This window comes from Streptomyces sp. NPDC085931 (assembly GCF_044540565.1).
GTDB lineage: Bacteria > Actinomycetota > Actinomycetes > Streptomycetales > Streptomycetaceae > Streptomyces.
Window position 1 is genome coordinate 521,321 of sequence record NZ_JBITSK010000002.1, and the last position, 25,739, is coordinate 547,059.

Here is a 25,739-nt window from a genome sequence, read left to right on the forward strand (position 1 = left end):
CCCGCGACAGCGGGGCCGTGGGCGTGGGGCCGCCGTCGTGCCGGGCGGCGCGGGGCACGTCGGCCGGCCCGAGCAGGGTCAGGAGTGCGGCCGGCTCCGAAACTACACTACACCGTGCAGTGTAGAACCGTTAGGATGGACCCATGCCGACCACGAAGACACTGCGCGAGGGCTCCACGAGGAAGCGGGCCGCGATCCTCCGGGCGGCCCGGGAACTGTTCCTCACCGACGGCTTCGACCGGTCCAGCGTCGACGCCATCGCCGCCCGCGCCGAGGTGTCCAAGCGGACGGTCTACGACTACTTCGGCGACAAGCGGACACTGCTGCAGGCCGTCGTCGACGCCATCGGCCAGTCGCTGGTCACGACGATCCGGGAGACGCTCGACGACACCCTCACCGAGGGCACCGACGCCGCCGAACTGGAGGACGCGCTGGTCGCGTTCTCGATGCGCATCGCCACCGACATGCTCGGCTCGGCGGAGTACGCCACGCTGCAACGCCTGGTCCGGGCGGAGTCCGGTCACCTGCCGCACCGCGGTTACAACTCCATGGCCGACACGCCCGACGAGGCGATCGCCGAGCGCTTCGCCGCCTTCGCCGCCGCCGGACTGCTCGAGGTGCCCGATCCCCGGCTGGCGGCCGACCAGTTCATCGCGCTGACCTTCGGCGTCGCGCTGGACAGGCTGGGTTCGGCGAACGCCGCGGAGGATCCCCGCGTCCGGCCCCTCGTCGTCGAGGGAGTGCGGACCTTCCTGCGGGCCTACCGGAGCAGGTGACCGGGAGCAGCCCTCCCCCCGGGGGGGGCGGCCCGCGGAGAACGACGACGGTGGTGCTCCGGCGCGGAGCACCACCGCTTCACGGTGGAGGACCGGGCCGTCCGCCGAGGAACGCCCCGGCTCCCGGTGTCACGGGGCCGGCGGACTCAGTGGAACTCGTGGACGAGCTCGATCTCGCCGACGATGTGGGCGTTGAACTCGTCGAGTTCCTCGGCCGGCACCCACAGCTCGAGGATCGTCCGCCCGCCCGCCTGCCGCACCGGATACCTGCTCAGGAAGGCGGACTCGACCTCGAAACGGGTGACGAAGCCGGCTCCGTCGTGCTTGACGTTCCAGTCCCGCGCGATCCTGACGGCGTAGTCCTCGTCGAGGACCGGGTAGAAGATCGGCTGCTCGGGGAGCCGGGGCGGCCAGGCGCGCCAGTCCAGCTCACGCACCAACTCCAGCTCCCTGGGGCCGGTGGGACGCCACAGGGTCGTGGTGGCTCGCTGGTGACTCACGGGAATCTCTCCTGGTCGCGGCACCGCCGGATGCGGCCGCCCGGATGCCCGACGGTAGCGGCGGGTGCGCGTCGACGGCCAGTTCTCCTCGCCGGGCCCGCCGCACCCTTCACGAGGTGACCTGCTTGGGCTCGCCTTGCGAGATGGCGATCTTGCGGGGCTTGGCGTGTGCGGCCAGCGGGATGCGCAGGGTGAGCACGCCGTTGTCGTAGACCGCCTGCGCGGCGTCGGCGTCCAGGGCGTCGGACAGGGTCAGGCGGCGGCTGAACCGGCCCGTGGGCCGCTCGGTGAGGACGGGCCTGGCCCCGGCCGGGACCGGGGAGGGACGCTCGGCGCTGAGCAGGAGCGTGCCGCGCTCCACGGTCACCTCGATGCTGGAACGGTCCATGCCCGGCAGGTCGAACTGGACGAAGAACGCGTCGTCGTCGCGCCAGACGTCCGCCGGGATGACGGTGCCGGCCGTGGCGCTCCGCGCGAGTTGACGCGCCATCCGGTCCAGATCCCCCGGAACGCCGGTGCGCACAAGCATTCCCACTTCTCCCTTCACTCCTGGACGGCGGCCCGCACGGCCGCAGCCGTGATCCACAAGATCCGCCCTTTCCGTATAGCTCAACGGCGGCAGGATTGACAAGTGTGGACTGGATCAAGTTGACACGTCCAGGCTCAACTTGGTGCGGTGTGCCGAACCGGCGGGTGAGGGATGGGTTCCAGCTTGCAGCGGAAGTGGCGCAGGAGCGGGGGCTGTTCGATCAGGCGGTAGCCCGGGATGCGCTCCTTGGCCTTGGCCGTGGCCGCCAGGACGTCGCCGACGTGGTTCAGGTGACCGAGGCCGTAGGTCCGGCGGGGAAGCGCGAGCCGGACCAGCTCGTAGGGGGCCGAGGCGACCGGGGTGCCGTGCTCGTCCTCGCGGCCGAGGTAGAGGGAGCCCAGCTCCACCGAGCGGATGCCGCCTTCGAGGTAGAGCTGGCAGGCGAGGGCGTGGCCGGGGAAGCGGTGGGCGGGGATGTGGGGCAGGAGGCGGCCCGCGTTGAGGTAGAGGGCGTGCAGACCCGGCGGTTCGACGATGGCGACGCCCGCGTCGCGGGCCAGGCCGGCGAGGTGCCGGGTGGCGTCGGCGCGGGCCCGGAGATGGCGCGGGTCGGTGACCTCGGTCAGCCCCTGGGCGATCATGTCCAGGTCCCGGCCGGCCAGACCGCCGTAGGTGGGGAAGCCCTCCGTGGCGATGAGCAGCACCTCGCATCGCTCGGCGAGGGCACGGTCGCGCAGGGCGAGGAAACCGCCGATGTGGACGATGCCGTCCTTCTTCGCGCTCATCAGGCAGCCGTCGGCCAGCCGGAAGGCCTCCTGGGCGACCTGACGTGGACTCAGGTGGTGGTAGGCCTCCTCGTGCCGGGTGACCAGCCAGGCGTTCTCGGCGAAGCGGGCGGCGTCGAGGAAGAGCGGGACCGAGTGCTCCCGGCACAGCGCGGCGGCTCGGGTGAGATTGTCCATGGAGACCGGCTGGCCGGCCTGGCCGTTGTTGGTGAGCGTCATGATGACCAGGGCGACGCGGCCGGCGTCGGGGCCGCGCAGGGCCTCTTCCAGCCGGTGCAGATCGATGTCGCCCTTGAACGGCTGTGCGCTGTCCAGGTCCTCGGCCTGCGGACAGGGCAGGTCCACGGCCCGGCAGCCCGCGAGTTCGACATTGGCCCGGGTGGTGTCGAAGTGGGTGTTGCTCAGTGTGATCCGCCCGGGGGTGAGCAGCGCGGAGAACAGGATGCGTTCGGCCGCCCGCCCCTGGTGGACGGGCAGGACGCAGGGGTAAGAGGTGAGGTCCCGCACCACGTCCCGGAAGTGGAAGAACGACCGCGATCCGGCGTAGGACTCGTCACCGGCCATGCCCGCGGCCCACTGGGCCGCCGACAGGGCGCCCGTACCGGAATCGGTGAGCAGGTCGATCGTGACCTCGTCGGCGCGCAGCCCGAAGAGGTTGTAGTGCACCCGCCGCAGCGCCTGTTCGCGCTGGGCTCGCGTCGTCACCGGGATCGGTTCGACGACCTTGATCCTGTACGGCTCCACTACCTCACTCCTCGCGGGTCGGGGTCGGCGGTGCGGGGAGGGCGGACGGCGTAGGCCTCCGGCGAGAAGTAGACGTTCACGCGCGGCGGCTGCCAGCTGCTCTGCACCAGCGACACATAGGTGATCAGCCCCACCCCGTGGGACGGGTGACGGGGCGTCATCGCGGTCAGGGCGCGGTCGACGACACCGGCGTCCAGGCCGAGGCAGCGCAGGGCCGCCGTGGCGCGGTCCCGGGCGGCGGCGTCGTCCGGGACGTGGTCGCGGACCGGTACGTGGACGGTGCAGCCGCTGGGGCCGCTCGTGTCGCGCTCGGTGAACGCCAGGCAGGTCACCAGGGGCCGGCGGGCGAAGCGCACGGCGGCGCCGCCGACCGCGCGGGTGAACTCGCCCGCCCGCTCGGCCGCTTGCCCGGGCAGCAGGCGCGCCATGTCCTCGGCCTGCGCGGCCGCGGCGTCGTGGTGAGCGACGTACACCTTGACCCGTGGCGTGTGCCAGTCCCCCAGGTCGAGAGCGAAGAAGAGGATCTCGTCCCGGTCCGGGCCGCGCGGGGTGGCGTGTGCACGCAGCGCGGGCCATGCCCGGCCGAATCCGAACCGGGCCAGCGCCTCCTCGGCGACCTCGGCCGACCGCTCCCGCCCGTGGGCCTGCGGATCGACGTAGACCTTGACGCCCACCGACGCGGCGGGCTCCTGCCGTTGCTCCATGGCGCACCACAGCGCGAACGAACCCCGCATGAGCGGCGGGAAGAACAGATCCTCCACCCGGCGCAGCGGTTCGGTGGAGAAGCCCCGGCGGGCGGCGAGTTCGCCGAGGGCCCGCCGCCCGGTGCGGCCGTTCTCCTCCAGCGTGCCCGCCGAGCAGCCGGGCTCCACCAGGAGGCGCACGGCCGTCCGGGTCCCGGGGCCGAAGGCGAGCGAGAGTTCGGCGGGCGAGTGGTCGTCGCAGACGAACGAGGGCGAGGGCGGTCCCGCCCCGAGAGGCCGGACGGCCGCGGGGCCGAGCAGGTCGAGCAGGTCGAGCAGGGGCGGGCCGGATCCGTCGGCCGGGGCCGGGAACCCGGCCGCCTCGCACAGCCGACGCACCTGGCCGCTCAGGTGCTCGCCCAAGGTCGTCCGCGGGCCCGCCTCCGCCGGCGGGGGTGCGCCGAAGGCGGCATACGGGTGCCGGGATTTGCTCAGGGCCATGGTGCGGACTCCAGGACGGTGTGCCGTGAACGCCGGGACCACCGTCACCGGGCCCGGCCTCGCCGCGGTCACCCGCCGGTCACGCGGTGGCTACAATGCGTGTCCGGACGGTCACTTGTCGTCGGTGACCGCCCGGGGGGCGAGTGACCGGGGGAACGGTGAGCAGGCGGTACGAGTTCAGGGTCCTGGGGCCCCTCGAAGTCCTGTGCGACGAGCGGCCCGTACGCATCGACGCGGCGAAGGTCCGGCTGCTGCTGGCCGCCCTGCTCGCCGACGCCAACCACGTGGTCGGCGTGGAGACGCTGGTGCACCGGCTGTGGGGCGAGAACCCGCCCGGCCGTGCCCGCAACACGCTGCAGAACTACGTCCTGCGCCTGCGCCGGGCCCTGGGATGCGAGGCCGGTGGCGCACCGGTGCTCACCCGCCCCCACGGCTATCTGATCGAGACCGCGCCGGACGCCCTGGACCTGCACCGCTTCGACTCCCTGGTGCGGCAGGGCCGTGCGGCGCTCGAGGAGGGCGCGGCGGCCCGGGCCGCGCCCCTGCTGCGCGAGGCCCTGGGGCTGTGGCGGGGCGAGCCGCTGTCCGACCTGCCCGCACACCTGGTCCAGGGCATCGTGGCGACACTGACCGAACAGCGTCTGGACGCACTGGAGTTGCGCATCGACGCGGAGCTGGCGCTCGGCCGCGCCGCGGGTGTGCTGCCGGAACTGCGCGGTCTCATCGACGCGTACCCGCTGCGCGAGCACTTCTGGGCCCAGCGGATGCGGGCCCTCTTCGACTGCGGGCGGCAGGGCGAGGCGCTGGAGAGCTACCGCGAGGTCACGGCGCTGCTCGCCGACGAACTGGGAGTCGCTCCCGGTGCCGAACTGAGGCAGCTCCACCGGCGCCTGCTGGCGGCCGCGCCGAACCTGGAGGAAGTCCGGCGCGTGCGGACGGCTCCGGTATCGCGGGACGGCGAACTCCCGGTGGAGATGACGACGTTCGTCGGCCGCGAGGCCCAGGTGGCGGAGGTGCGGCGGCTGTTGGGAACGGCCCGGCTCGTCACCCTCACCGGAGTGGGCGGTGTCGGCAAGACCCGGCTGGCGCTGCGGGTCGCGGCGGACGTCGCGCCGTCCTTCGCCGACGGCGTCCGGCTCGCCGATCTCGCCCCGCTGAGCGATCCGGACCTTCTCGACCGCACCGTGGCGGAGGCGCTCGGGCTGCGCGACCAGTCCGCGCGGCCCGCCGCCGACGCCATCGCCGGCCATCTGCGCGACCGCCGGCTGCTGCTGGTCCTGGACAACTGCGAGCACCTGGTGGAACACGTCGCCGCGCTCGTCCTGCGACTGGCGCGCGCGGCACCCGGACTGCGCGTCCTCGCCACGAGCCGGCAGCGCCTGGGAGCGCCCGGCGAGCACGTGCTGACCGTGCCGTCGCTCACGCTGCCCGGCCCGGACGCCGACGCGGGCGGCGCGGGCGCGCGGGAGGCGGAGGGCGCCGGGCCCGCCGGCCCGGGCGGGGCCACAGACGCGCCCGGCCTTGCCGACGCGTCCGGGGCGGGCACCGACGACCGGCTGCCGCACCCCCGGACCGACGACGCGCATCCGCACCCCCGGACCGACGACCCGCCTCTGCGTTCCCAGGCCGACGACGCGCTTCCGCGCTCCCGGGCGTGCGGCGCGCTTCCGCACTCCCCCGCCGACGACGCGCTTCCGCGCTCCAGGTCGGACGATCCGCTGCTGCGTTCCGAGGCCGTGCGGCTGCTCGTGGACCGGGCCGCTGCTTCCGCCCCCGCGTTCCGGCTCACCGCCCGCAACCGCCGGGCGGTCGCCCAGCTGTGCCTGCGGCTCGACGGCATTCCGCTCGCGATCGAACTCGCCGCGGTACGGCTCAGCGCCATGACGGCCGAGGAGATCCTGGAACGCCTCGACGACAGGTTCCGCCTGCTGTCCATGCCGCAGCCGCGCACCTCGGCCCGGTACCGCCACACCCTGCGCGGCGTCGTCGACTGGAGCTACGACCTGTGCACCGAGGGCGAACGGCTGCTTTGGAACCGGCTGTCCGTGTTCTCCGGCGGCTTCGACCTGGAGGCGGCGGAGACCGTCTGCGCCGGCGAGGGCGTGGCCCGTGCGGACGTGCTCGATCTGCTCGCCGGACTGGTCGACAAGTCGATCGTGGCGGTCAGCCACTCCGGTGACCGCGCCCGGTACAGCATGCTGGAGACGATCCGCCAGTACGGCGGGGAGCGCCTCCAGGAGGCCGGCGAGACGACGCGCCTGCGGGTCCGGCACTGCGAGTTCTACCGGCTGACGGCGGTACGGGCCGGCCAGGAGTGGTGCGGGCCGCGTGAGGTCGACTGGCTGCTCCGGCTGCGCACCGAACTGCCCAACCTCCGTACCGCCCTCGACTACTGCGCCGGCCGGGCCGGCCTCGCGGCGGCGGGCGTCGAGATCGCCGTCAACCTGGCGCGCACCCGCTGCTGGTTCTTCAGCAGCACGCTGGGAGAGGGACGGCACTGGCTGGAACGGCTGCTCGCCACCGGCCCGGACGCTCCGCGCGTCCCGGTGGAGCCGGCGCCGGCCGTCGGCGCCCTGGCGATGAAGGCGTGGATCGCGCTCTGCCAGGGCGACAACCCCGCCTCCGAGAGGTTCCTGGCCGAATGCCGTGCGGCGGCGCGGGAGGTGCCGGACGGTCCGGCGGCGGCGCCGGTGACGTACATCGAGGGAGCGCACGCCATGCTCGTGCGCGGTGATCCGGCGAGCCGTGCGCTGCTGGCCGCGGCGCGGGACCGGTTCCGCCGGCTCGGGCAGGGCGGCGACGCGCACATGGCGACGATGCTGTGGGCCATGGCGGAGGCGTTCTTCGGCACGAGGGGCTCGGCCTCGGCGGCCCGGGACGTGTACGTCGCGGAGGCCGAGGCGAGCGGAGCGGAGTGGGCCCGTACCTGGGCCCAGTGGTGCACCGGGCTCGTGGAGCTGCGGCACGGGGAAGCGGAGCGGGCTCTGCCCTCGCTGCGGGCCGCCCTGGTGCGCCAGCGCGCCATCGGGGACAGCTGGGGACCCGTCTGGGGCCTGGAGACGCTGGCCTGGGCGGTGGCCGCGACCGGTGACGGCACCCGGGCGGCGTGGCTGCTGGGCGCCGCCCACCGCATGCGCCAGGACACGGGGGTGGCGCTGATCGGCCTGCGCCCTTTCCACGAGGCGCACGTCGCCGCCGTGGGACGGGTGCGCGCCCTGCTCGACTCCGAGGCGTACACGGCGGCCTGGTCCGACGGCGCGGCGGCCGAGGACGCCCTGCGCCACGTGCGGAACGGAACCACGTCCCCCGCGTGACCGCCGCAGACGGACCACCGGCCAACGGGCCGCCGGGCTAACGGACCACCAGGCCGCCGGGCCAACGGACCACCGGACCACCAGGCCGCCGGGCCACTCGACCGCCGGGCCAACGGACCACCGGATCGCCGGATCGCCAGACCACTCGACCGGCGGTCGCCAAACCAACGGATCACCAGGCCACCGGGCCACCCGCGCCGCACTGTCCCGGAGCCCCGTGCCTCATCGGGTGAGCCGTGGCCGGGTCACAGCCAGCCGTTGCGGCGGAAGGCCCGGTACAGCAGCCCCGCTCCGAGGGCCATCACGGCCAGCGCGCACGGATAGCCGTAGCGCCAGTTCAGCTCGGGCATGTCCGCGAAGTTCATGCCGTAGATCCCGGCGACCATGGTGGGGATGGCCAGGATGGCCGCCCAGGCGCTGATGCGGCGCATGTCGTCGTTCTGCCAGGTGCTCACCTTCGCCAGGTGGGCGTCCAGGGCGGAGCCGAGCAGGTCGTCCAGGGCGCGGACCTCGGTGTCGGTGCGGGTGAGGTGGTCGGTGACGTCACGGAAGTACGGCACCAGCTGCGGGGGCCAGGCGTCGGCGGGCCTGGTGAGGTCGTGCAGGACGGGAACCAGGGGCTGGACGGCGTCGCGGAACTCCACCACCTCCCGCTTGAGGGAGTAGATCTGCTCCGTCAGGTCGTCCCGGGCGGGTGAGAACACGCACCGTTCCAGTTCGGTGAGGTCCGCGCGGACCTGGGAGGCGGCCTGGGCGTAGGCGTCGACGATCACGTCGGTGACGGCGTGCAGGACACTCGCCGGTCCGAGCCGTGCCAGCTCCGGGGCGTCCGCGAGGCGCCGGGCCGCCTCCACCGTCGGGTCGAGTGTGCCGTGCCGGACGGTCAGCGCGAAGGACGGCCCGAGGAAGATCATCACCTCGCCGGTCTCCACGTCCGCGGTCCGCTCGACGAACCACAGCGTCTTCAGCGCCACCGCCAGCACGTCACCGTAGCGTTCCTGCTTCGGCCTCTGGTGCGCCGTCACGGCGTCCTCGATCGCCAGGGGGTGCAGCTTCAGGTACTCCCCCAGGCGCTCCAGCTCGCCCTGGCCGGGTTCGTCCAGCCGGATCCAGGCGAACTCGTCCGGCTTCAGCACGGCCAGGCGGTCGAGGGTGACGCGGCACCCGTCGTCCTCCTCCCGGCAGTCGAGCTGTTCGCATTCGCCTGTCTGCTCTCGGTAGATCGCGCACTCCATGCCCTCTCGGATGCCATCGCCGACGCGTTCCATGCACGGCGGGCCCGCACTCGCGCCGCCCGCGCGCCGTCTGCACGCGGTGGTCACCGGACCCTCACATCCGCGCGCTGCCCGTCCGGGCTCCGCTGGGCACCCGTCCCAGGATGCCGACCGGGAGGAAACGGGGCTGTGATCACTGTCGCCGTGCTGCTGCTGCCGGCCCTGGGTGTGCTGCTGTACGCCATGGACCGCATCGAGGACCGGTTGTCGGCCCGCCCGCGTGCGGCCCGGCACGCGCGCAAACGCCATCTGCGTCTGGTGCACGACGCCGGCCCGTCTCCCGCCCGGCATCGCTCGGGCCGCCGTTCGGCACGGCGGGGCGCGGCCGCCTGACGGCCCCTCAGCGTCGTCGTAGAGCGGGGATCCGGGGGTACTCGGGCTGCATGAAGCTGCGTCTTCCCGGGCGGAACGAGCACCACGGCGGCCACGAGTCCGCGGAGCGTGCCATCCCGCCGCCCGAGGAGGTGGGGCCCGGGCCCGCCGTGGACCGGCGGGCACCGCACGCGCCGACGCAGCTGCCGAAGCGGGCGTGGGCGGCGGTGCTGAAGGGCAGCCTGCGCGAGTTCCAGGACGACGAACTGACCGACCGGGCGGCCACGCTGACCTACTACGGGCTGCTGTCGCTGTTCCCGGCCCTGCTGGTGCTGGTGTCGCTGCTCGGCCTGACCGGCAGGGCCGCGACGGACACGGTGCTGGACAACGTCGGTCGGCTGGCTCCCGGTTCCGTGCGCGACATCGTCACCGGGGCGGTCACGCAGTTGCAGGACAACGCCGGCATCGGCTCGGTCATGGCGCTCGTCGGCATCGTCCTGGCGGTGTGGTCCGCCTCGGGGTACGTGGCCGCCTTCATGCGCGCGGCCAACCGGGTCTACGACATGCCGGAGGGCCGTCCCCTGTGGAAGATCCTCCCGGTGCGGATCGGGCTGACGGTTGCCCTGATGGTGCTCGCCGTCGCCGGCGCCCTGATCGTCGTCTTCACCGGTGCCCTGGCCCGGCAGGCCGGAACGGCTCTCGGGATCGGCGACACGGCGCTCACGATGTGGTCGATCGCCAAGTGGCCCCTTCTGGTGGTTTTGGTGACGGCCATGATCGCGCTGCTGTTCTGGGCCAGTCCGAACGCCAGGGTGAAGGGGTTCAGGTGGATCACCCCGGGCAGCTTCCTGGCCCTGGTCATCTGGATGCTCGCGTCCGCCGGCTTCGCGGTCTACGTCGCCGAGTTCGCCACGTACAACAAGACGTACGGGACGATGGCCGGTGTCATCGTCTTCCTGGTGTGGCTGTGGATCAGCAATCTGGCGATCCTCCTCGGGCTGGAATTCGACGCGGAGATCATCCGGCAGCGGTCGATCGCGGGCGGTCTGCCGCCGGAGAAGGAGCCCTACACCGAGCCGCGCGACACCAGGGCGTGGACCGAGAGGGACGTGCGCCGGCTGGAGGAGGCGTGACCGGCGCCGCCGCGCGGGCGGCGAACGGGCGGGCACGATCGGTCTGCTTCACCCGCCGCGATCTGGATAACCGCAGATCATGAGAATGCTGACGGGCTTGTTCGAAGCCGATCTGGAGTTGACGGAGAAGGCGGCGTCACGTACCCCGCGGGGCGTCGCGAAGGTGCTGTCGGCGGTGGAGGAGTCCGCGGAGAGCTCGAAGCTGTGGTGCGCGGCCGCCGTCGCCATGGCCTCGCTGGGCGGATGGCGGGGCCGCAAGGCGGCCGCGGCCGGGCTGGGAGCCCTGGTGGTGGCGCAGGTGGTGTCGAACGGTGTGTGCAAGCAGCTCGCCGACCGCCCGAGGCCACCCGCGGACCGGATCCCGCACGACGAGGTCGACGACCGCCCCGACTCCTCCTCGTTCCCTTCCGGGCACACGGCGGCCGCGGTCGCCTTCAGCGCCGCCGTCGCACCGGTCTGGCCGGTCGCGGGTGCGGTGTGCGCCGTTCCGGCGGCCGCGGTCGCCGTGGAGCGGGTGCAGTCGGGTGCTCACTACCCCAGCGACGTCGCCGCCGGGGCAGTGATCGGACTGGCCGCCGCCTGGCTCGTCCGCCGTACCCCGCGCCTGATCCTGCGGAACTGGCTGTAGGGGTGCCGACCGGCGGGCCGTACGGCGGCGGCGCCGTGGCTGCCGTGGGGCAGCGTCACCAATAGTGCCGGCGGCCCGCCACCGAGCGTCCCATGGAACCCATGATCCACAGGACGGCGCCGACGACGGCGAGGATGAGCCCGATCGTCCACAGGATCGAGATGCCGGTGATCAAGCCGATGACCAAAAGGATGATGCCGAGCAGGAGCATGACCGCCTCCGGTGTGTGAGGAGTGCTGCTACACCGTGTACCCCGGCGCCGACGCGGGGAACTGCCGCGGCCGTTCCATTCACGACCGGCGCCGTGACGCGACCTCGGCGCCGGCCCGGGCGAGCCCACCCGGACCGCCGGGCGGCGCACACATCCGCCCCGTCAGTGCCCGGCGGCCGCCTTCACCAACGCCACCGCCACCCCGATCACCGCGTCGGCGGTACCGGCGGCCACCGCCGTCAGGGTGCCGCCGCCCATGCGCAGCCCGCCCAGACAGCCCCACAGGAAGAGGGACACCACCCCGACCCCGGCCGCGATCGTCAAGGCGGCCTGCAGGGACAGCACGTCCAGCGCGGCCAGGGCGATCAGCACGGCCGGGCCCACGGCGCAGGACAGCAGCGGGCTGCTGACGTACAGCATGCGGCGCAGCTCGTGGCCGGTGGCGAAGCGGCGGTGGACGGTGCGGTGTGCCTGCTGGTCGGCGACGAACGCGGCGAGCCACAGCCCGACGGCGGTCGTCACCACCGTGGCGACCGCGCCGAGGGCGCCCACCTCGCCCAGGGACAGGCCGACCACCACGGCGATCATCGTGATCGTGGCGTAGATGCGCTCCTTCAGGCGGGCCGCCAGGACACCCGCCCGCGCGCCGGGCTCCGGATCCGCTCGCCGGTCGTCCGCCACCTGATGCCCCTCACGTCCTGGGACGCGGGTCGGGCGTCCCGGCTCGGTCGTCGCGGCACGCGCACCGTGCGCCACCCGGTCACGGCCTCCAGCATGCCCCGGCCCGGCGCCCGGCGGCGGCACCGGACTCTCGCGGCGGCCGGTTATCGCGAGGTCGGGGCGGCGGCGTCGCTGCAGGGAGCCTCGGCCAGGGCGATGCGGGCGGTGATGCGTTTGCCGACCGCCTCCTGCTCCATGAAGAGGTTCTCGGTGACCGCCTTGACGATCTCCAGGCCGTGCTGGCCGATCCGGCCGGGGTCGGCCGCCCGGGCCGCGGGGACCGTGGGATCGCTGTCCCACACGACGATCTCCACGGCGCGGGTGGTCAGGCGCAGCTCCATCAGGACCGGGCCGGGGGCGTACTTGCGGGCGTTGGTCACGAGCTCGCTGACCACCAGCTGCGTGAGGTCCTTGGCACGGTCCGACACGGGCACGTGATGGTCGTCGCCGGCCTCGTCGAGGAAGGCGGCCGCGTGATGCCGGGCCTCCGCGATGCAGCGGTCCTCGCCGCCCAGGGCGTATCCGGCCCGCATCACGTGCTCTTCCGGCGCCGTACAGTCGTCACCGTCGCCATCAGATCCCATCGGTCTCGTCCTCACTCCCCGTCATGCGCGCGCCAGTACCCCCCTGCGGCCGTGGCATGCAGCACGGAGGGGGCACGAAATCGACACCCGGGTGCATCCGACCGCGTCCGTGGGGCAGAATCACCCGCGCGTCCTGCCCCGAGGGGGGCAAGCCTAGATTGCAGTCGAGGAGACCGTGGCCCACACCGAGCAAGCCGACCGGCCCAGCCGGCTCTCCGCGGACCATCGCGTGGTCGAGGGGGTCCGTGTCGTCACCCTGCGGGGCGAGATCGACCACGACGTCCAGGACGTGCTCAGGGGCGCGCTGCTGGGTGCGGACGGGGCCGGGCCCGCGCGGATCGTCGCCGATCTCAGCGGTGTGACGTTCATGGACTCCAGCGGCATCAACGTCTTCGTCGCCGCCCACCAGCAGGTGAGCACCGAGGACGGGTGGGTGCGCATCGCCGGGGCGCAGCAGTCCGTGCTGCGCGTCCTGCAGCTGGTCGGCGTGGACACGCTGATCCCGTGCCACCCCACCACCGAGCAGGCCCTGACCGCCTGACCGGCCCTCTCGGCCGTGTGAGATGTCCCTCGTGCCGGGCTGAGGGGTTTCTTTCCCGCCCGGTCGGGGATCGAACGGCCCACGCGGGGAGGCGCACCGCCGGTGCCGCGCCGAGGATGGACGGGACGGCCCGGCCCGGCGTGGAGGACGGCACATGGCGCGAGAACGATCCGCTCACGGCCACCGATCCGCCCGGTACGCGGCCGGCCGCGTACCGGCCGCCGCGACCGTGACGGGATGCGGTGACGACGGCACCGGTTCCTCGCCCACGACGGCGGCGAGCGGTCCCGACGCGGCGTTGATTGCCGGTCCGGCGCCGGCGGCGCGACCGCCGCGGGCGGCCTCGGCCTGCCAGGCGGCCTCCGCGATCGCCCCCGCCCGCTCCTCCGCCTCGGCGGCGGCCTCGCCGGGATCGGCCCGGACCTGCGCGTTCGCGGCGCCCGTCGAAGCCGAGGCCGCCCGCGGCGGTCGAGCCGCGCAGCCGGAGTACTGATCCGGCAGTCGATCCGAGACCTGGAGGCGTGATGGGCCGACTGGTGGTCGTGGGAACGGACAGTTCGCCGTCCAGCGCCGCGGCGGTCGAGCTGGCCGCCGCGGAGGCGCGGCGGCGGGGTGCGGAGCTGCGCGTGGTGTACGCCCTGAACTGGCCGGTCAGACCCGTGTACGCGCCGTTGGACACCACACCGCTCGACCGTGTCCTCGACGAGGCCGCCGACCGCGCGCGGGGCGTGGCGCCCGGACTGACGGTGACCGCGGCCATGGTGCCCGGTGACACGGTCTCGGTGCTGGAGGCCGAGTCGCGGGCGGCGGACCTGCTCGTCCTCGGGGCCCGCGGGGTGGGCGGCTTCCTCGGCATGCTGCTGGGATCGACGGCGGCGTCCATGGCGGCGCACAGCCGCTGCCCGGTGATGGTGGCGCGCGAGGAGCCCGCCGGGCCGGGCCCCGTCCTGCTGTGTGTCGACGGTTCGCCCGCGGGCGCGGCAGCGGTCGGGTTCGCGTTCGCCGAGGCCTCGCTGCGTGGGTCGGAGATCGCCGCCGTGCACGCCTGGCTGCCGGATCACGCACCGCCCGGCACCGGCGTGGAGAGCCCCGAGCGGCTCCTGGCGCAGGCCCTCGCCGGGCACGCGGAGAGGTACCCGGACGTCACCGTGCGGCAGGAGGTCGCCAGTGGCGAGGTGCGGGAGGTGCTGATCGAGCGAAGCCGCACCGCCGGACTGGTGGTCGCGGGGGCCCGCGGCCGTGGGGGGTTCGCCGGTCTGCTGCTCGGCTCGGTGAGCCAGGCGCTGCTGCACCACGCGCACAGCTCCGTGGTCGTCGTCCGCGGCCAGGCGTGACCCGGCCGGCCGGTACCCCGCCGCCGGCCGTACGGCCGGCCCGCGGACCGGGCACCGGGCGGGCCGGCGCCGGGTTCATTCGGGCCAGTCGGAGTTCTGGATGACGTCGACGAAGTCGGTGCGGCGGAAGCCGGGGACGAAGTGCTCCAGCACGTCGGCGTTCACGGTGCCGAACGTGGTCTGCGGGCGGTGCCGGAATCCCTCCGTGAACGCCCGCAGGATCTGCCGCTTGAAGTCCGGACGGGGATGGGCCGCGGTGACCTCGTCGATCCGGGCCCGGCCGAGGCGCCCCAGGTGCAGACCGAGCACGTCGGTCTCCACCCCCGCCGTGGTCGCCGCGATCTCCGGCGCGAGCCGGTACGGCACCTCCGGTGTGGTGTGCAGGGCGACGGCTGTCCAGACCGTCTGCGCGTCGGACGCGGACAGGCCGTGGCCGAGCAGGAACGCCCGGGCCTGGTCGGCGCCGTCCATCTCGAACCGCTGGTCGTCGCCGCGGTACGGGGCGACCAGGCCGGTGTCGTGGAACAGGGCCGCCACGTACAGCAGCTCGGGGTCGGGGCGGAGCCCGAGCGCCGCGGCCTGCAGGCTGCCGAACAGGTACACCCGCCGCGAGTGGTGGTAGATCAGCGGCGGTGTGGTGGTGCGGATCAGTTCCGTGGCCTCACGGGCCAGCTTGCTGTCGGGGATCTCGACACCGGCGATCGTCTCGGTCATGACTGGCTCTCCTCGGCGGGGGTCTTCGGTTCCTCCACCCTCCGCCGGCCGAGGGGCCCGGAGCCGCTACCGGATGGCCGACAACCCCTCGGAAACGGCCATGCCCGTGCCGGTCGTGCCGAAGCGGCGCCGGTACTTCGTCGGGGAGATGCCCAGATGCCGGGCGAAGGCGCGGCGCAGGCTCTCGTAGCTGGGGAAACCGGACCGTGCGGCCGCCTCGGTGGCGTTGAGCCCGGAGTCCAGCAGCGCCTTGGCCCGGTCGAAGCGGATCAGTTCCACGTAGCGCATCGGTGTGGTGTCCAGCTCCGTGCGGAACATCCGGGTCAGATGCCGGGGGCTGACGCGCACGCGGGCGGCGAGCGCCTCCAGGCTGTGGTCCGCCGTGGGGTCGGCCTGGACGGCGTCCTGGACCTGCCGCAGCACCGGCGTGCGCGGGGCCGGGCCCTGGAGCGAGGCGGAGAACTGGGACTGTCCTCCGGCCCGCTGCATGTAGACCACCAGGGAGCGGGCCACGCTGCGGGTCAGGGCGGGCCCGTGCTCCTGCTCCACCAGGGCGAGGGCCAGGTCGATGCCGGCCGTGACGCCGGCCGAGGTGTGCAGCGAGCCGTCCCGGACGAAGAGCGCGTCGGGCTCGACGCGGGCGGTGGGCCAGCGCCGGGCCAGCAGCTCGGTGTGCTGCCAGTGCGTCGTCGCCCGTCTGCCGTCCAGCAGGCCCGCCGCGCCGAGGACGAACGCGCCGGTGCAGATGGACGCGACCCGGCCGGCCCGGGCCGCCAGGGTGCGCGCGGCGGCGGCCAGGGCCGGGTCGACCGGTCCGAGGGGCACGTCGTCGCCGCCCACCACCAGCAGGGTGTCGAAGGCGGGGGCGTCGGTGACGTCGGCGTCGACCGGCACCCGGACGCCGATGGACGAGGAGACCGGGGCGCCGCCGACGGACACGAGGGTCAGCCGGTAGTGGGCGCCGTACCGGTTGGCCTCGCTGAAGACCTCCGCCGGCCCGGACAGGTCCAGCATCTTCATGCCGTCGAAGACGAGTACACCGACGTGGTGCTCCTTCGGCTCCATCGTCCTCACCTTCACCGATCCCGGCTCCCCGGCCGGAGCGCGTACTCTCTCCCCCATTGTCCCTGCCGCCGCCGGCGCGGATCGCGCGGTGCAGCCGGGTGCGGTGGCGCGGGCTCGCGGGGAGCGAGCGCGGGTCCGCCCGGGTGGCCGGCCGCCGGGCCGCCGCACCGCCGGGCCGCCGCACCGCCGGGCCTCGCGACGGGCCGGTGCATGTCGGCCGCCGAGCGTGGAAGTGTATGTATGTTCAACCGGCACATAGCACGGACATATGAGGTCACCGGCCTGCGGGGGAACCAGTGGGAACACACCATGAGTTGGAGCACCGACCATGCACACCACCCCCCGCGTGCGCTTCCATGTTCTCGGTCCGCTGGAGATCTGGGAGGGTGAGAGACGGATCAAGCCCGGTGGTCCGGTCAACGAACGGGTCTTAGCCATGCTGCTGCTGGAGGCGGGACGGATCGTTCCGGTCTCCCGGCTGGTCCAGGCGGTCTGGGAGGAGGAGCCGCCGTCCACGGCGGTGCACCAGGTCCGCAAGGCGGTCGCCGAACTGCGCCGGCGTCTGCCGTCCGGCCACGAGGTCATCGTCACCGAGCCGCCCGGCTACCGCGTCGCGCTCGACGACGGACAGCTGGACCTGCGGATGTTCGACATCAGGGTGCGCCGCGCGCAGGAGGCCCGCGCCGAAGGCCTTCTTGACAACGCTGTCATGCAGTTGAAGGCCGGACTGGACACGTGGCGGGGCCCCATCCTCGGCGGCGCGGGCGGTCCCGTCATCGACGCCGCCGCGGCCGTGTGGGAGGAGCGGCGGCTGACCGCCTCCGAGCAGTGCTTCGAACTGCGGCTCGACCAGGGCGAGTCGAGCGGCCTCATCGGCGAGCTGCGCGAGGCCGTCACCGCCCACCCCTACCGCGAGGTGCTGCGCGGCCACCTGCTGCTGGCGCTCTACCGCGCCGGGCGGCAGGCGGAGGCGCTGGAGGAGTACACCCGGCTGCGGACCTCGCTGGCCGAGGAGCTCGGCATCGACCCCGGGCCCAAACTGGCCGCGCTGTATGAGCAGATCCTGCGCGCCGACCCGGAACTGGACGCCCCGCCGGTGCCCCAGGACACGAAGGAACCGCCGTTCGCGGTCGCCGGGACCTCCCCGTGCACCCTGCCGTACGACCTGGCGGACTTCACCGGGCGCCAGGAGGAGATACGGCGGCTCACCACCGCGCCGCCCGCCGACGGCGACCGCACCAGCCCGCACATCCTGCTGATCGACGGCATGGGCGGCAGCGGCAAGACGGCCCTGGCCGTGCACGCGGCGCACCGGCTGGCCGACACCTACCCCGACGGCCAGCTCTACCTGGATCTGCGGGGGTTCACCCCCGGGGAGGAGCCGCTGTCGACCGGCACGGCGCTCGGCGTGCTGCTGCGCGCCATGGGGGTGCCCGGCAGGTCCGTGCCCGAGGACCTGCTCAGCCGCATCGCCCTGTGGCGGGTCACCAGTGCCCGCCGGCGGCTGCTGCTGGTCCTGGACAACGCGGTGGACGGGGCTCAGGTCCGCCCGCTGCTGCCCGCCTCCCCCGGCGGCCTGGTCCTCATCACCAGCCGGGTCCGGCTGCCCGAACTGGAGGGCGCCGAAGGGCTGTCGCTCGGTCTGCTCACCGAGGAGGACAGCGTCGAGATGGTGCGCCGCATCCTCGGCGCGGACCGCGTGGCCGCCGAACCGGACGCCACCGCGCACCTGGTACGGCTGTGCGGCAGGCTGCCGCTGGCGCTGCGGGTGTCCGCCGCCCGCCTGCGCAAGCGTCCCCACTGGTCGCTGCACCATCTGACCGAGCGGCTCGGCGACGACTCCCGCATCATGGGCGAACTGGAGTCCGGGGACCGCAGCGTCGCGACGGCCCTGCGCATGTCGTACGACGCCATGAGACCCGAACACCGCGCCCACTTCCGCCTGTTGAGCCTGCATCCGGGGGCCGACTTCGCCGTGCCGGCCGCTGCGGCCCTGCTGGACACCGATCCGCACAGTGCCGAGCGGACCCTGGAACACCTGCTGGACGTCCATCTGTTGCAGGAGTTCGAGTGGGGCCGGTACTCCTTCCACGACCTGGTGCACAGCTTCGCCCGTACCCTGCCGGTCGACGACGCCGCGCAGCGCTCCGCCGCGGTGCTCCGGCTGGCGGAGCGCACGGTGGCCGATCTGGAGCGCGCGTGCGACACCCTGTTCCCCGGCCGGGTGCGCTATGGGTGCGCCCCGGCGACCGACGCGCGGTACGCGGGCCCGGCTCTGCGGCCGCAGGAGGCGCAGCAGTGGTTCGCCCAGGAGTGGCGCAATGTCGTCGCCGTCGTCCACCTGGCCGACCAGCACGGTCTGCACCGGCACGCCGCGTGGCTCAGTCGCGGCATCGGTTTCCACCTGCACGCCCAGAACCACTTCTCGGACTTCGAGCGGACGGCCCGGCTGGCCGTGGACAGCGCGCGCAAGGAGGGCGATCCGGAACTGCTGTGCGTCTCGCTGATCAACCAGGCGGTCGCCCAGTGGCAGCGTGACCTGTTCCGGGAGGGCATCGCCTCCGCCGAGGAGGCTCTGGAGATCGCCGCCGGACTGGGCGATCCCCGCACCGAGGCGGCCTGCCTGAGCCGGCTCGGCGTCCTGTGCAGCAGTGTCGGACGGCTGACGGACGCCGTCGGCTATCTGGAACGTGCCGGTGACGCGCACCGGGCGCTGGGCTCCGCGCGGGAGGAGGCGCAGGCGCTGGCCAACCTGTGCTTCGCCAGGGAGCGGCTGGGACGTCTGCCCGATGCCGTGGAGGCCGGGGAACGGGCCGCCGCCCTGGCCCGTCGCACGGGGGACGCGGGGATCGAGGTCACGGCGCTGGCCAACCTGGCGCTGGCGCTGCTGCGTCTGGAGCGGATCGAGGAGGCGGCCGGGTGCCTGGAGCGGGCCCGGGAGCTGTGCGAGCCGTTGCGGTCGCCGGCGCTGACCTCGCTGGTGCTCAGCAATCTGGCGGAGGCGGAACTGGCGGCGGGGCGTGCGGACACGGCGCACGACCACGCGGTGGCGGCGCTCGACCTTGCCCGCGGTCACGGGTCACGGGCCAGACAGGCCACGGTCGAGAACGTGCTCGGGCGGATCGACGGGGCGCGTGGCGAGCACCGGCGGGCCGTGGAGCGCCATCGGGCGGCGCTGGCGCGGGCGACGGCCATCGGGCTGCGCACGGAGATCGCCGGCTCGCACCGGGGGCTGGCCGAGTCCCTGCGCGTCCTGGGCGACGTGGCGGCCGCCGACCGGCACGGCCGCTCGGCACGGGACCACGCGGCCGCGATGGCGTTGAGTGCGCAGGCGGCGGAAGGGTGAGGCCGAACGGGGAGGTGTGAGGCCGCCCGCCCGGAGTACGGACGACCCGGCCCGAAGCCGGGATGGCCGCCCCGCCTACGACGGCGGGGCGGCCGCGGGTCCGGGAGGGCGGTCGCGGGTCCGGGGGCGACGGTCCCCGGGGGTCGTCACGGGCCCCCGAGGGGCGCAACGGATCCCCGGGGGTCGCCACGGGCCCCGGGAGCGGCCGCGGGTCCGGGGGGCGGGACGGCCCGGGCCAAGAAGGTGGAACAACCGCGGCCTGGAAGGTGGAACCACCCCAGCCAGGAAGACGGGACGACCCCGGGCCAGGAAGAGGGCACGGCCCGGGGGCAAAAGGCGGGCCGTCGCGGACCCTTGGGGCGGGACTGCCCTGGGATCGGGGGCGTCGGGACGGCCGCCGCATGACGGTGGGATGCGCGCGCCCGCGGAGCCGCAAGGGGCCGTCGTGGGAGTCGGCGCGAAGCCGGCACGGGAGCCGGCACGGAGCCGCTACGGAGCCGGCACGGGAGCGGTGTCGGCCTGTTCGGGAGCGGTGTCGGGCTGTTCGGGAGCCGCTGCCGGCCCCCTCGGGAGCGGGTCGTTCATCGAGGTGGCGGCAGTTCGTTCCGCGTGGCGGCATGGAGCCGGCCGCCGGGTCCCGGGTGTGGGTGTCGGGAGCCGGCGGCCGGAGGTCGCGGTGAACTCGGGGCAGGGGTCAGGGCGTTGCTCCGGCCAGCCGCTCCCCGCCCTGCCGCTGGGCGGCCGGTGCGGGGGTCGCCCGGGTCCCGGTGGGGAGCAGGCGCGTGGTGATCAGTCCGGCCAGGGCCGCCGCCCGCGGCCCGGGCGGCAGGGTGACGAACTCGGTGCCGGACGTGGAGTGCCGGCTCCACGGCGCGAGGCTCGGCCCGCCGGGCAGCGGGCCCGCGCAGACCACCAGCCGGCTCTCGGTGACCGTGCGGCGTACGGCGTGCGCCGGTCCCGACGTGGGCGGTGCCGGGGTCCAGCCGGGGGCGACCGCGTCGGACACGAACAGGGTCGTGCAGACGGCGTATCCGGCCGCCCTCTCGAACGCCCCGGCCAGCGCGAGCCCGAGGTGGGCGCCGGTCCCCCAGCCGTGCAGCGCGAACCGGCCGGTCACACCGGCGTCGCGGACCCGGCGGACGAGATCGCCCGCCAGGTCGTCGGCGGCGGGGCGCAGGACGACCGGCCGGAGGGCGGTGGGCAGGGCCCGGACCAGACGGGTCACGTCCGCCGCCGGGGTCTCCGGTCCCGGCAGCAGCACCAGCGGCAACCGTGCCGCGCTCGCCGTCATGTCGGTCTCCTCCCGCCTCGGGGTGACACGGTGGTCAGTGCGTGGGGCCGACATCGGTGGCCAGGACCCGGTGGTGTCCGTCCGCGCCGTGCGCACCGGCGGCTCCCGTCGTCGCGCCCGCCCAGGCGAGCACCGCCGTCATGACCACGGCCAGTGCCGCGTGCCCCAACCACCGCATGTCGTGTTCCTTTCGAGCCGTCCGTTTCCGGTGTGCCACGAGAGTGCGACGGGCGGATCCCGACGGCGTCCCGGTGCGATACCGGCCGCATACCCCGGATCCGCGGCCGCGGTCGGGTCAGGAGGGACCGGGTGTCCAGGTACCGCGTGCGTACAGGTACGCACGGGTCACCAGACGGGCGACGACGGCCGTCTCGGCCTCGTCGCGCGGGGCGTAGACCAGCAGCGAGCCGCACGGGGTGGCGGCCGTGCCCCAGCCGGCCGCGATCACCGCCTCGCCCCACGGGTCGGGCAGCATCAGGTGGAGGCTGCCGTCGTAGGGCGGGTGCACGTGCCCGAACTCCGAGCCCGCGAGGAACGCCTCGGCCGGCCCGTGGGCGAGGACCGGTGCGAGGTGGAACGCACGGGTCCCCCGTACGCAGACGTACGAGGGACCCGTGCGGACCCCGTCGAACGCGGTGACCGCGTCGACGAGCCGTTGTGTCAGCCCGGCGGGCGCCGGGTCGGTGAGCTGTTCGACCGGGTCACAGGTGACGACCAGGGGGGCCGGCCCGCGGCGCGGTGGCAGAGGCATGTCCGCTCACCCTCCCGCCGTGCCGGAGGGCAGCAGATGGCGGTTCACCGCCCGGGCCGCCGCCGCCAGTTCGTCCCGGCACACCACCTCGACGCCCGCGGCGCGCAGGGTTTCCACGCCGGTGCAGTCCGCCACGAACAGCGGGGGTTCGCGCCAGGCCACGACGACCCGTCCGATGCCCGCGGCCAGGACGAGTGCGGCGCAGGGGGACGGGGACGAGGCCCGGCGGGTGCACGGTTCGAGGGAGGTGTAGAGGGTGGCGTCGCGCAGGCCGGGCCGGGGGTCGCCCAGGGAGCGCAGGGCGGCCTCCTCGGCGTGGACGCGGCCGCCGTCCTGGCGCGAGTACCCACGGGCCAGTTCCCGGCCGTCCGCGGCGACCAGGATCGCCCCGACGGAGAACGCGGTCGGCGACGGCGGGCAGCGGCGGGAGAGGTCCACCGCGCGCCGTAACCACTCCAGGTCGCTCCCGGGGCCCGGTCTGTCCCGGCGGCCCGTCACGGCGGCTCCCTGCGGATCGCCGCCCCGGCCGGAGCCGGGGCCGGACGGCGGGTCACCGGCCCCACCCCGCTCCGGTGCCGTCGGCGGGGGTCTCGGCGAGCCGGAACCCCATGGCGTACAGGTCCCGCCGGTACCAGCCGTGCCGGCGGCGGCAGCGGGACAGGTCGGCGTAGCGGGTGAAGCTGCCGCCGCGGGCCACCCGGTAGGGGGTGCCGGTGTCGCCGTGCAGGTCGTCGTCGACGAGGTGGCCGCCCGGGTAAGGCCGGTAGTCGTCGGCGACGTACTCCTCGACGTTGCCGCCCATGTCGTACGTGCCGAACGGGCTGCGTCCCGCCGGGTACATGCCGACCGGGGTGGTGGTCAGGGGGCCGTACTCGACGGTGTTGGCGCGGTCCTCGCCGGGTTCCTCGCCCCAGGGGTAGGCGCGTCCGTCGCCGCCGGAGGCCGCGTACTCCCACTCCGCCTCGGTGGGCAGCCGGAAGGCCCGGCCGGTGCGGCGGGCGAGCCAGGCCGCGTAGGCGTCGGCGTCCTCGGGGGACACGCTCCACACCGGGTGGTTGGCCAGGTGGGGCGGGTAGACGCCGAACCGCCAGGAGGTGGGCAGTGCGACGTCCGGGTTCTCCGTCAGGAACAGGCGGTACTCCGCGTTGGTGACGGGGTAGCGGGCGATGCGGAAGGCGGCGATGTCGGCCTCGTACTCGGGCGCCTCCTTCGCGATCCACGCGCGGATGACGCCCACGTGCCGCCAGGCGGCGGCGACCGCGTCGACGCGGTCCGCCGCCAGCCCCAGCCGCACCCGGGCGGCCGGGACGTCCGCCATGGCCGGCGCCAGCGGGTCGATCCGGGGATCGCCCAGCAGGGCCAGCAGGTTGCCCGCGGCCAGCCGCAGCAGCGGTTCGGCCGCCGGGTCCGACACCAGCAGGGCCAGCTCGTGCGGGTCCTGCCCGGCGAGCGTGCCGGTCAGCTGCCGCAGCCGGTCCTGGTCGACGCGGTCGGTGAAGGACGCGGGCAGCCCCATCGCCGTACGGTCGTCCAGCGCGTTGGGGTTGACCACGGGGGCCTCGGCCGTGGTCATGCCGCCCGCTCCCCCGGTGCCTGAGCCGTCTCCGGCGGGTCCAGCGGGTAGACCCGTCCGTCGTAGGAGGAGGCGAGGAAGCGGCCGCGGGTGGCGTCCCAGTGCAGGCTGGAGATGCCCGCGGTGGTGGGCCGCACCACGACGGGCCACTCCCCCGTCGTCACGTCGTGCGCGGCGACCGTGCCGGCGTAGGAGCCGGTCGCGACGAGGCGTCCGTCCGGGGAGGCGGCGACGCACTTGACGGAGTGGTCGTGCGGCGTGGGCACGGTGCGGCTGGTGCGGTCGTCCCAGATGCGCAGGGTCAGGTCGCGGCTGACGCTGGCGAAACGGCCGCCGGGCAGCGGGGCGCAGCCGTTGGCGATCCTCGCGTGGGCCTCGTCGACGCGGCCGGTCTCGGTGAACGTCTCCAGGGAGAACCAGGACACCGAGGCGTCCGCGCACACCGCGAACAGCGTGTCGCCGGAGACGGCGACGCCCTTGACCGCGTTGGTGTGCAGCGGCAGTGTGGCGACGTGCTCGGGCTCCTGGCCCTCGCGGACGGCGAAGACCAGGCCCTCGCCGGTGTAGGCGCCGACCACGACGTGCGGGACGCCGTCCCGGGTGAAGGCCGCGGCGCAGTTCAGCGGGGAGCGGTGCTGGTGCAGGACGCGTCCGTCGCGGGCGTCGAAGACCCGGCCGAGCTGACCGCCGGTCAGGACCCGGTCCCCGACCTCGACCAGGAAGTTGCACAGGCTGCCGGTGTCGGCGCGCTGCGTGCCGTCCACCCACACCAGTCCGGCGTCGCCGGTCGTCCACACGGCGCCGTCGGCGGTGGTGACGACGGAGTTGACGCAGGCGGTGGGCTCCACGCCGGTGAGGTCCCAGGTGCCGTCGGTGACCCGGTAGAGGGCGTAGGACGAGCCGAACGTGCCGAAGACGAGCGTGGAGTCGTCGAGGAAGGCGCAGGAGCGGGCCCACACCTCGGCGGGGAACTCGGCGGTGTGCGTGAGCCGCAGCCCGGCCTCGGCGTCGGAGGCGTCCCACACGCGCAGGGTGCGGTCGTAGCTGAGGCTGACCAGGGACTCGGTGGCCGCGTTGTACACCAGCCGCTTGATGCCGGCCTCGTGGGCGGGGGCCTTGCCGGTGCGGCCGTCGGCGATGGTGATGATCTCGCCGTCGTCGTTGCCCGCGTACACCACGCCGGCCCGGGTGATCGCGATGGTGTCGGTCTCGACGCCGCCGAGGTCGACCTCGCCGACCATGCCGCCGGACGCCAGGGACCAGCGCTTGACGGTGCCGTCGTCGCTGGAGGTGAGCAGTTCGTCGCTCTCCCCCAGCCAGGCCACGGAGATGACGTCGGCGGTGTGCCCCTCGAAGCGGGCCACCAGGGCGCCGGCGAAGTCGTAGACCCGCACCAGGTGGTCGCGTGAGGCGGTGGCGACCAGTTCCCGGGTGGGGTGGAAGACGGACATCTCCACGTCGTCCTTCTGCTCGCTCAGGACGGCGCGGAGCTTCAGGTCGGGCACCGACCACAGCCGGGCGGTGTAGTCGCTCGACGAGGTCAGCAGCAGCTTCCCGTCCGGGCTGAACGTGACCTGGTTGGCCAGGTGGTCGTGGACGGCGCGGGCGAGCGGGGCCCGGCGGGCCGCGTCCCACAGGATGACCTGGTTGTCGTAGCCGGCCGTGGCCACGTACGCGCCGCCGAAGGCCGCGACGCCGCTGATCGGCCCGTGATGGCGTATCACGCTGACTCCTCCAGTCGGATGGTGTGAGAGGTGCGGGCGACCTTCGCGGTCAGGTAGCCGGTGTTGTGCGGGTTGACGAAGACGCCCGTGGCGACGGTGCGCCGCACCCGGATGCCGTAACGGCGCAGTTGCTCGCACTTGTTGGGGTTGTTGGTGAGCAGGTCGATCTCGTCGTGGCCGAGGGCGCGCAGCATCTGGGCGGCCGCCGCGTAGTCGCGTTCGTCCTCGCCCAGGCCCAGGGCGCGGTTGGCCTCGTAGGTGTCCAGGCCCCGGTCCTGCAGCCCGTACGCGTCGAGCTTGTTGTACAGGCCGATGCCGCGGCCTTCCTGGCGCAGGTACAGCAGCAGGCCGCCGGCGGTGTCGATCATCCGCAGCGCCTCGCGCAGCTGGGGGCCGCAGTCGCAGCGCGCGGAGCCGAACACGTCGCCGGTCAGGCACTCGGAGTGCACCCGCACCAGCGGCACGCCGTCCTGGACGGTGCCCAGGCGCAGCGCGAGGTGCTCGCGCCCGTCCACCAGGCCGCGGAAGGTCGTGACGCTGGCGGTGATCGGGTCGCCCGTGGCCGGGTACAGGGGGATGCGGACGCTCTGGCGCACCTCCGCCCGGGGTGGTGCGTCACCGGTGCCGTCGGGGTGGCGCAGCGCGGGCACGGAGGCGGCCGGGAGGTCGGTGGTGCGGGTGTCGCCGGATATGTGGGGCATGTTTC

Annotated in this window: 26 protein-coding genes; 9 read left to right on the forward strand and 17 right to left on the reverse strand. The window is 74.2% G+C overall.

Annotation, left to right across the window (positions count from 1 at the left end; all coding sequences use genetic code 11):
* The first annotated feature begins 143 nt into the window (after window positions 1-143).
* Window positions 144-776, forward strand: coding sequence for a TetR/AcrR family transcriptional regulator (locus ACIGAN_RS05200; protein WP_365088313.1), 633 nt, complete (start codon window positions 144-146; stop codon window positions 774-776).
* Between the two features lie 146 nt (window positions 777-922).
* Here ACIGAN_RS05200 and ACIGAN_RS05205 read toward each other — a convergent pair whose 3' ends face one another.
* The 4 genes from ACIGAN_RS05205 to ACIGAN_RS05220 all read right to left on the reverse strand — a co-directional run bounded on the left by ACIGAN_RS05205 (window position 923) and on the right by ACIGAN_RS05220 (window position 4,518).
* Complete coding sequence (locus ACIGAN_RS05205; RefSeq protein WP_365740088.1) at window positions 923-1,276, reverse strand: hypothetical protein; 354 nt, start codon at window positions 1,274-1,276, stop codon at window positions 923-925.
* A 109-nt stretch (window positions 1,277-1,385) separates the two neighbouring features.
* On the reverse strand, window positions 1,386-1,805 hold the full coding sequence (locus ACIGAN_RS05210; protein WP_399854973.1) for an Hsp20/alpha crystallin family protein: 420 nt from the start codon (window positions 1,803-1,805) through the stop codon (window positions 1,386-1,388).
* 134 nt (window positions 1,806-1,939) lie between these two features.
* A complete protein-coding gene (locus tag ACIGAN_RS05215; protein WP_399854976.1) occupies window positions 1,940-3,334 on the reverse strand; it encodes a tryptophanase in 1,395 nt (464 codons plus the stop codon).
* Window positions 3,334-4,518, reverse strand: coding sequence for a tryptophan dimethylallyltransferase family protein (locus ACIGAN_RS05220; RefSeq protein ID WP_399854979.1), 1,185 nt, complete (start codon window positions 4,516-4,518; stop codon window positions 3,334-3,336). The genes ACIGAN_RS05215 and ACIGAN_RS05220 overlap by 1 nt, the downstream gene beginning before the upstream one ends.
* A 158-nt stretch (window positions 4,519-4,676) precedes the next feature.
* On the opposite strand from ACIGAN_RS05220, the gene ACIGAN_RS05225 reads away from it, so the two are divergent.
* On the forward strand, window positions 4,677-7,832 hold the full coding sequence (locus tag ACIGAN_RS05225) for a BTAD domain-containing putative transcriptional regulator (protein ID WP_399854982.1): 3,156 nt from the start codon (window positions 4,677-4,679) through the stop codon (window positions 7,830-7,832).
* Between the two features lie 245 nt (window positions 7,833-8,077).
* Here ACIGAN_RS05225 and ACIGAN_RS05230 read toward each other — a convergent pair whose 3' ends face one another.
* Complete coding sequence (locus tag ACIGAN_RS05230; RefSeq protein ID WP_399854984.1) at window positions 8,078-9,100, reverse strand: magnesium and cobalt transport protein CorA; 1,023 nt, start codon at window positions 9,098-9,100, stop codon at window positions 8,078-8,080.
* A gap of 135 nt (window positions 9,101-9,235) precedes the next feature.
* Here ACIGAN_RS05230 and ACIGAN_RS05235 point away from each other — a divergent pair, with 135 nt between their 5' ends.
* The 3 genes from ACIGAN_RS05235 (at window position 9,236) to ACIGAN_RS05245 (ending at window position 11,179) form a co-directional block, all read left to right on the forward strand.
* Entirely contained in the window at window positions 9,236-9,439 is a 204-nt protein-coding gene (locus ACIGAN_RS05235) for a hypothetical protein (protein ID WP_365740082.1), read from the forward strand.
* A gap of 50 nt (window positions 9,440-9,489) precedes the next feature.
* Complete coding sequence (locus ACIGAN_RS05240) at window positions 9,490-10,551, forward strand: YihY/virulence factor BrkB family protein (protein WP_399854987.1); 1,062 nt, start codon at window positions 9,490-9,492, stop codon at window positions 10,549-10,551.
* A gap of 79 nt (window positions 10,552-10,630) precedes the next feature.
* Window positions 10,631-11,179, forward strand: a complete 549-nt coding sequence (locus tag ACIGAN_RS05245; protein WP_365740080.1) for a phosphatase PAP2 family protein — start codon at window positions 10,631-10,633, stop codon at window positions 11,177-11,179.
* A gap of 55 nt (window positions 11,180-11,234) precedes the next feature.
* Here the strand turns inward: ACIGAN_RS05245 and ACIGAN_RS05250 are convergent, their stop codons facing one another.
* The 3 genes from ACIGAN_RS05250 to ACIGAN_RS05260 all read right to left on the reverse strand — a co-directional run bounded on the left by ACIGAN_RS05250 (window position 11,235) and on the right by ACIGAN_RS05260 (window position 12,694).
* Window positions 11,235-11,390 carry a DUF6131 family protein gene (locus tag ACIGAN_RS05250; protein ID WP_365088325.1) on the reverse strand — a complete coding sequence of 52 codons (156 nt, stop codon included), beginning with the start codon at window positions 11,388-11,390 and terminating at the stop codon, window positions 11,235-11,237.
* A gap of 162 nt (window positions 11,391-11,552) precedes the next feature.
* Window positions 11,553-12,071 (reverse strand): hypothetical protein, encoded by a 519-nt coding sequence (locus ACIGAN_RS05255; protein ID WP_399854991.1) that lies wholly within the window; start codon window positions 12,069-12,071, stop codon window positions 11,553-11,555.
* A gap of 143 nt (window positions 12,072-12,214) precedes the next feature.
* Window positions 12,215-12,694 (reverse strand): ATP-binding protein, encoded by a 480-nt coding sequence (locus ACIGAN_RS05260; RefSeq protein WP_365088328.1) that lies wholly within the window; start codon window positions 12,692-12,694, stop codon window positions 12,215-12,217.
* A 175-nt stretch (window positions 12,695-12,869) separates the two neighbouring features.
* Here ACIGAN_RS05260 and ACIGAN_RS05265 point away from each other — a divergent pair, with 175 nt between their 5' ends.
* From ACIGAN_RS05265 to ACIGAN_RS05275, 3 genes are all read left to right on the forward strand, one after another.
* On the forward strand, window positions 12,870-13,235 hold the full coding sequence (locus ACIGAN_RS05265; RefSeq protein WP_365088329.1) for an STAS domain-containing protein: 366 nt from the start codon (window positions 12,870-12,872) through the stop codon (window positions 13,233-13,235).
* A gap of 154 nt (window positions 13,236-13,389) precedes the next feature.
* Window positions 13,390-13,728, forward strand: a complete 339-nt coding sequence (locus ACIGAN_RS05270; RefSeq protein WP_399854994.1) for a hypothetical protein — start codon at window positions 13,390-13,392, stop codon at window positions 13,726-13,728.
* Between the two features lie 31 nt (window positions 13,729-13,759).
* On the forward strand, window positions 13,760-14,569 hold the full coding sequence (locus tag ACIGAN_RS05275) for a universal stress protein (RefSeq protein ID WP_399854996.1): 810 nt from the start codon (window positions 13,760-13,762) through the stop codon (window positions 14,567-14,569).
* A 75-nt stretch (window positions 14,570-14,644) separates the two neighbouring features.
* On the opposite strand, the gene ACIGAN_RS05280 is transcribed toward ACIGAN_RS05275, so the two are convergent.
* A complete protein-coding gene (locus ACIGAN_RS05280; RefSeq protein ID WP_399854999.1) occupies window positions 14,645-15,283 on the reverse strand; it encodes an HD domain-containing protein in 639 nt (212 codons plus the stop codon).
* A gap of 66 nt (window positions 15,284-15,349) precedes the next feature.
* A complete protein-coding gene (locus ACIGAN_RS05285; RefSeq protein WP_399855002.1) occupies window positions 15,350-16,348 on the reverse strand; it encodes a GlxA family transcriptional regulator in 999 nt (332 codons plus the stop codon).
* A 328-nt stretch (window positions 16,349-16,676) separates the two neighbouring features.
* Between ACIGAN_RS05285 and ACIGAN_RS05290 the strand changes: the two genes are divergently transcribed.
* Window positions 16,677-19,694 (forward strand): AfsR/SARP family transcriptional regulator, encoded by a 3,018-nt coding sequence (locus ACIGAN_RS05290; RefSeq protein WP_365740076.1) that lies wholly within the window; start codon window positions 16,677-16,679, stop codon window positions 19,692-19,694.
* A gap of 694 nt (window positions 19,695-20,388) precedes the next feature.
* On the opposite strand, the gene ACIGAN_RS05295 is transcribed toward ACIGAN_RS05290, so the two are convergent.
* The 7 genes from ACIGAN_RS05295 to ribA form a co-directional block, all read right to left on the reverse strand.
* A complete protein-coding gene (locus ACIGAN_RS05295) occupies window positions 20,389-20,985 on the reverse strand; it encodes a hypothetical protein (protein ID WP_399855005.1) in 597 nt (198 codons plus the stop codon).
* A 34-nt stretch (window positions 20,986-21,019) separates the two neighbouring features.
* Window positions 21,020-21,163: a hypothetical protein gene (locus ACIGAN_RS05300; RefSeq protein ID WP_351352083.1), complete on the reverse strand. Its 144-nt coding sequence runs from the start codon at window positions 21,161-21,163 to the stop codon at window positions 21,020-21,022.
* Between the two features lie 117 nt (window positions 21,164-21,280).
* The gene (locus ACIGAN_RS05305; RefSeq protein ID WP_365088337.1) at window positions 21,281-21,736 is read right to left on the reverse strand and encodes a luciferase domain-containing protein; all 456 of its coding nucleotides are present in this window, start codon (window positions 21,734-21,736) and stop codon (window positions 21,281-21,283) included.
* 6 nt (window positions 21,737-21,742) lie between these two features.
* Complete coding sequence (locus ACIGAN_RS05310; protein ID WP_365088339.1) at window positions 21,743-22,234, reverse strand: dCMP deaminase; 492 nt, start codon at window positions 22,232-22,234, stop codon at window positions 21,743-21,745.
* 52 nt (window positions 22,235-22,286) lie between these two features.
* The gene (locus ACIGAN_RS05315) at window positions 22,287-23,309 is read right to left on the reverse strand and encodes a formylglycine-generating enzyme family protein (RefSeq protein WP_399855009.1); all 1,023 of its coding nucleotides are present in this window, start codon (window positions 23,307-23,309) and stop codon (window positions 22,287-22,289) included.
* Window positions 23,306-25,033: a WD40 repeat domain-containing protein gene (locus ACIGAN_RS05320; RefSeq protein ID WP_399855012.1), complete on the reverse strand. Its 1,728-nt coding sequence runs from the start codon at window positions 25,031-25,033 to the stop codon at window positions 23,306-23,308. The genes ACIGAN_RS05315 and ACIGAN_RS05320 overlap by 4 nt, the downstream gene beginning before the upstream one ends.
* Entirely contained in the window at window positions 25,030-25,734 is a 705-nt protein-coding gene (gene ribA, locus ACIGAN_RS05325) for a GTP cyclohydrolase II (RefSeq protein ID WP_365088342.1), read from the reverse strand. The genes ACIGAN_RS05320 and ribA overlap by 4 nt, the downstream gene beginning before the upstream one ends.
* Between the last annotated feature and the right edge of the window lie 5 nt (window positions 25,735-25,739).

Coding starts and splice junctions, on each gene's coding strand:
- ACIGAN_RS05200 (WP_365088313.1), top strand. CDS start 144: ATGCCGACCACGAAGACACTGCGCGAGGGCTCCACGAGGAAGCGGGCC.
- ACIGAN_RS05210 (WP_399854973.1), bottom strand. CDS start 1,805: ATGCTTGTGCGCACCGGCGTTCCGGGGGATCTGGACCGGATGGCGCGT.
- ACIGAN_RS05220 (WP_399854979.1), bottom strand. CDS start 4,518: ATGGCCCTGAGCAAATCCCGGCACCCGTATGCCGCCTTCGGCGCACCC.
- ACIGAN_RS05230 (WP_399854984.1), bottom strand. CDS start 9,100: ATGGAACGCGTCGGCGATGGCATCCGAGAGGGCATGGAGTGCGCGATC.
- ACIGAN_RS05240 (WP_399854987.1), top strand. CDS start 9,490: ATGAAGCTGCGTCTTCCCGGGCGGAACGAGCACCACGGCGGCCACGAG.
- ACIGAN_RS05245 (WP_365740080.1), top strand. CDS start 10,631: ATGAGAATGCTGACGGGCTTGTTCGAAGCCGATCTGGAGTTGACGGAG.
- ACIGAN_RS05250 (WP_365088325.1), bottom strand. CDS start 11,390: ATGCTCCTGCTCGGCATCATCCTTTTGGTCATCGGCTTGATCACCGGC.
- ACIGAN_RS05260 (WP_365088328.1), bottom strand. CDS start 12,694: ATGGGATCTGATGGCGACGGTGACGACTGTACGGCGCCGGAAGAGCAC.
- ACIGAN_RS05270 (WP_399854994.1), top strand. CDS start 13,390: ATGGCGCGAGAACGATCCGCTCACGGCCACCGATCCGCCCGGTACGCG.
- ACIGAN_RS05275 (WP_399854996.1), top strand. CDS start 13,760: ATGGGCCGACTGGTGGTCGTGGGAACGGACAGTTCGCCGTCCAGCGCC.
- ACIGAN_RS05280 (WP_399854999.1), bottom strand. CDS start 15,283: ATGACCGAGACGATCGCCGGTGTCGAGATCCCCGACAGCAAGCTGGCC.
- ACIGAN_RS05285 (WP_399855002.1), bottom strand. CDS start 16,348: ATGGAGCCGAAGGAGCACCACGTCGGTGTACTCGTCTTCGACGGCATG.
- ACIGAN_RS05290 (WP_365740076.1), top strand. CDS start 16,677: ATGCACACCACCCCCCGCGTGCGCTTCCATGTTCTCGGTCCGCTGGAG.
- ACIGAN_RS05295 (WP_399855005.1), bottom strand. CDS start 20,985: ATGACGGCGAGCGCGGCACGGTTGCCGCTGGTGCTGCTGCCGGGACCG.
- ACIGAN_RS05300 (WP_351352083.1), bottom strand. CDS start 21,163: ATGCGGTGGTTGGGGCACGCGGCACTGGCCGTGGTCATGACGGCGGTG.
- ACIGAN_RS05305 (WP_365088337.1), bottom strand. CDS start 21,736: ATGCCTCTGCCACCGCGCCGCGGGCCGGCCCCCCTGGTCGTCACCTGT.
- ACIGAN_RS05315 (WP_399855009.1), bottom strand. CDS start 23,309: ATGACCACGGCCGAGGCCCCCGTGGTCAACCCCAACGCGCTGGACGAC.
- ribA (WP_365088342.1), bottom strand. CDS start 25,734: ATGCCCCACATATCCGGCGACACCCGCACCACCGACCTCCCGGCCGCC.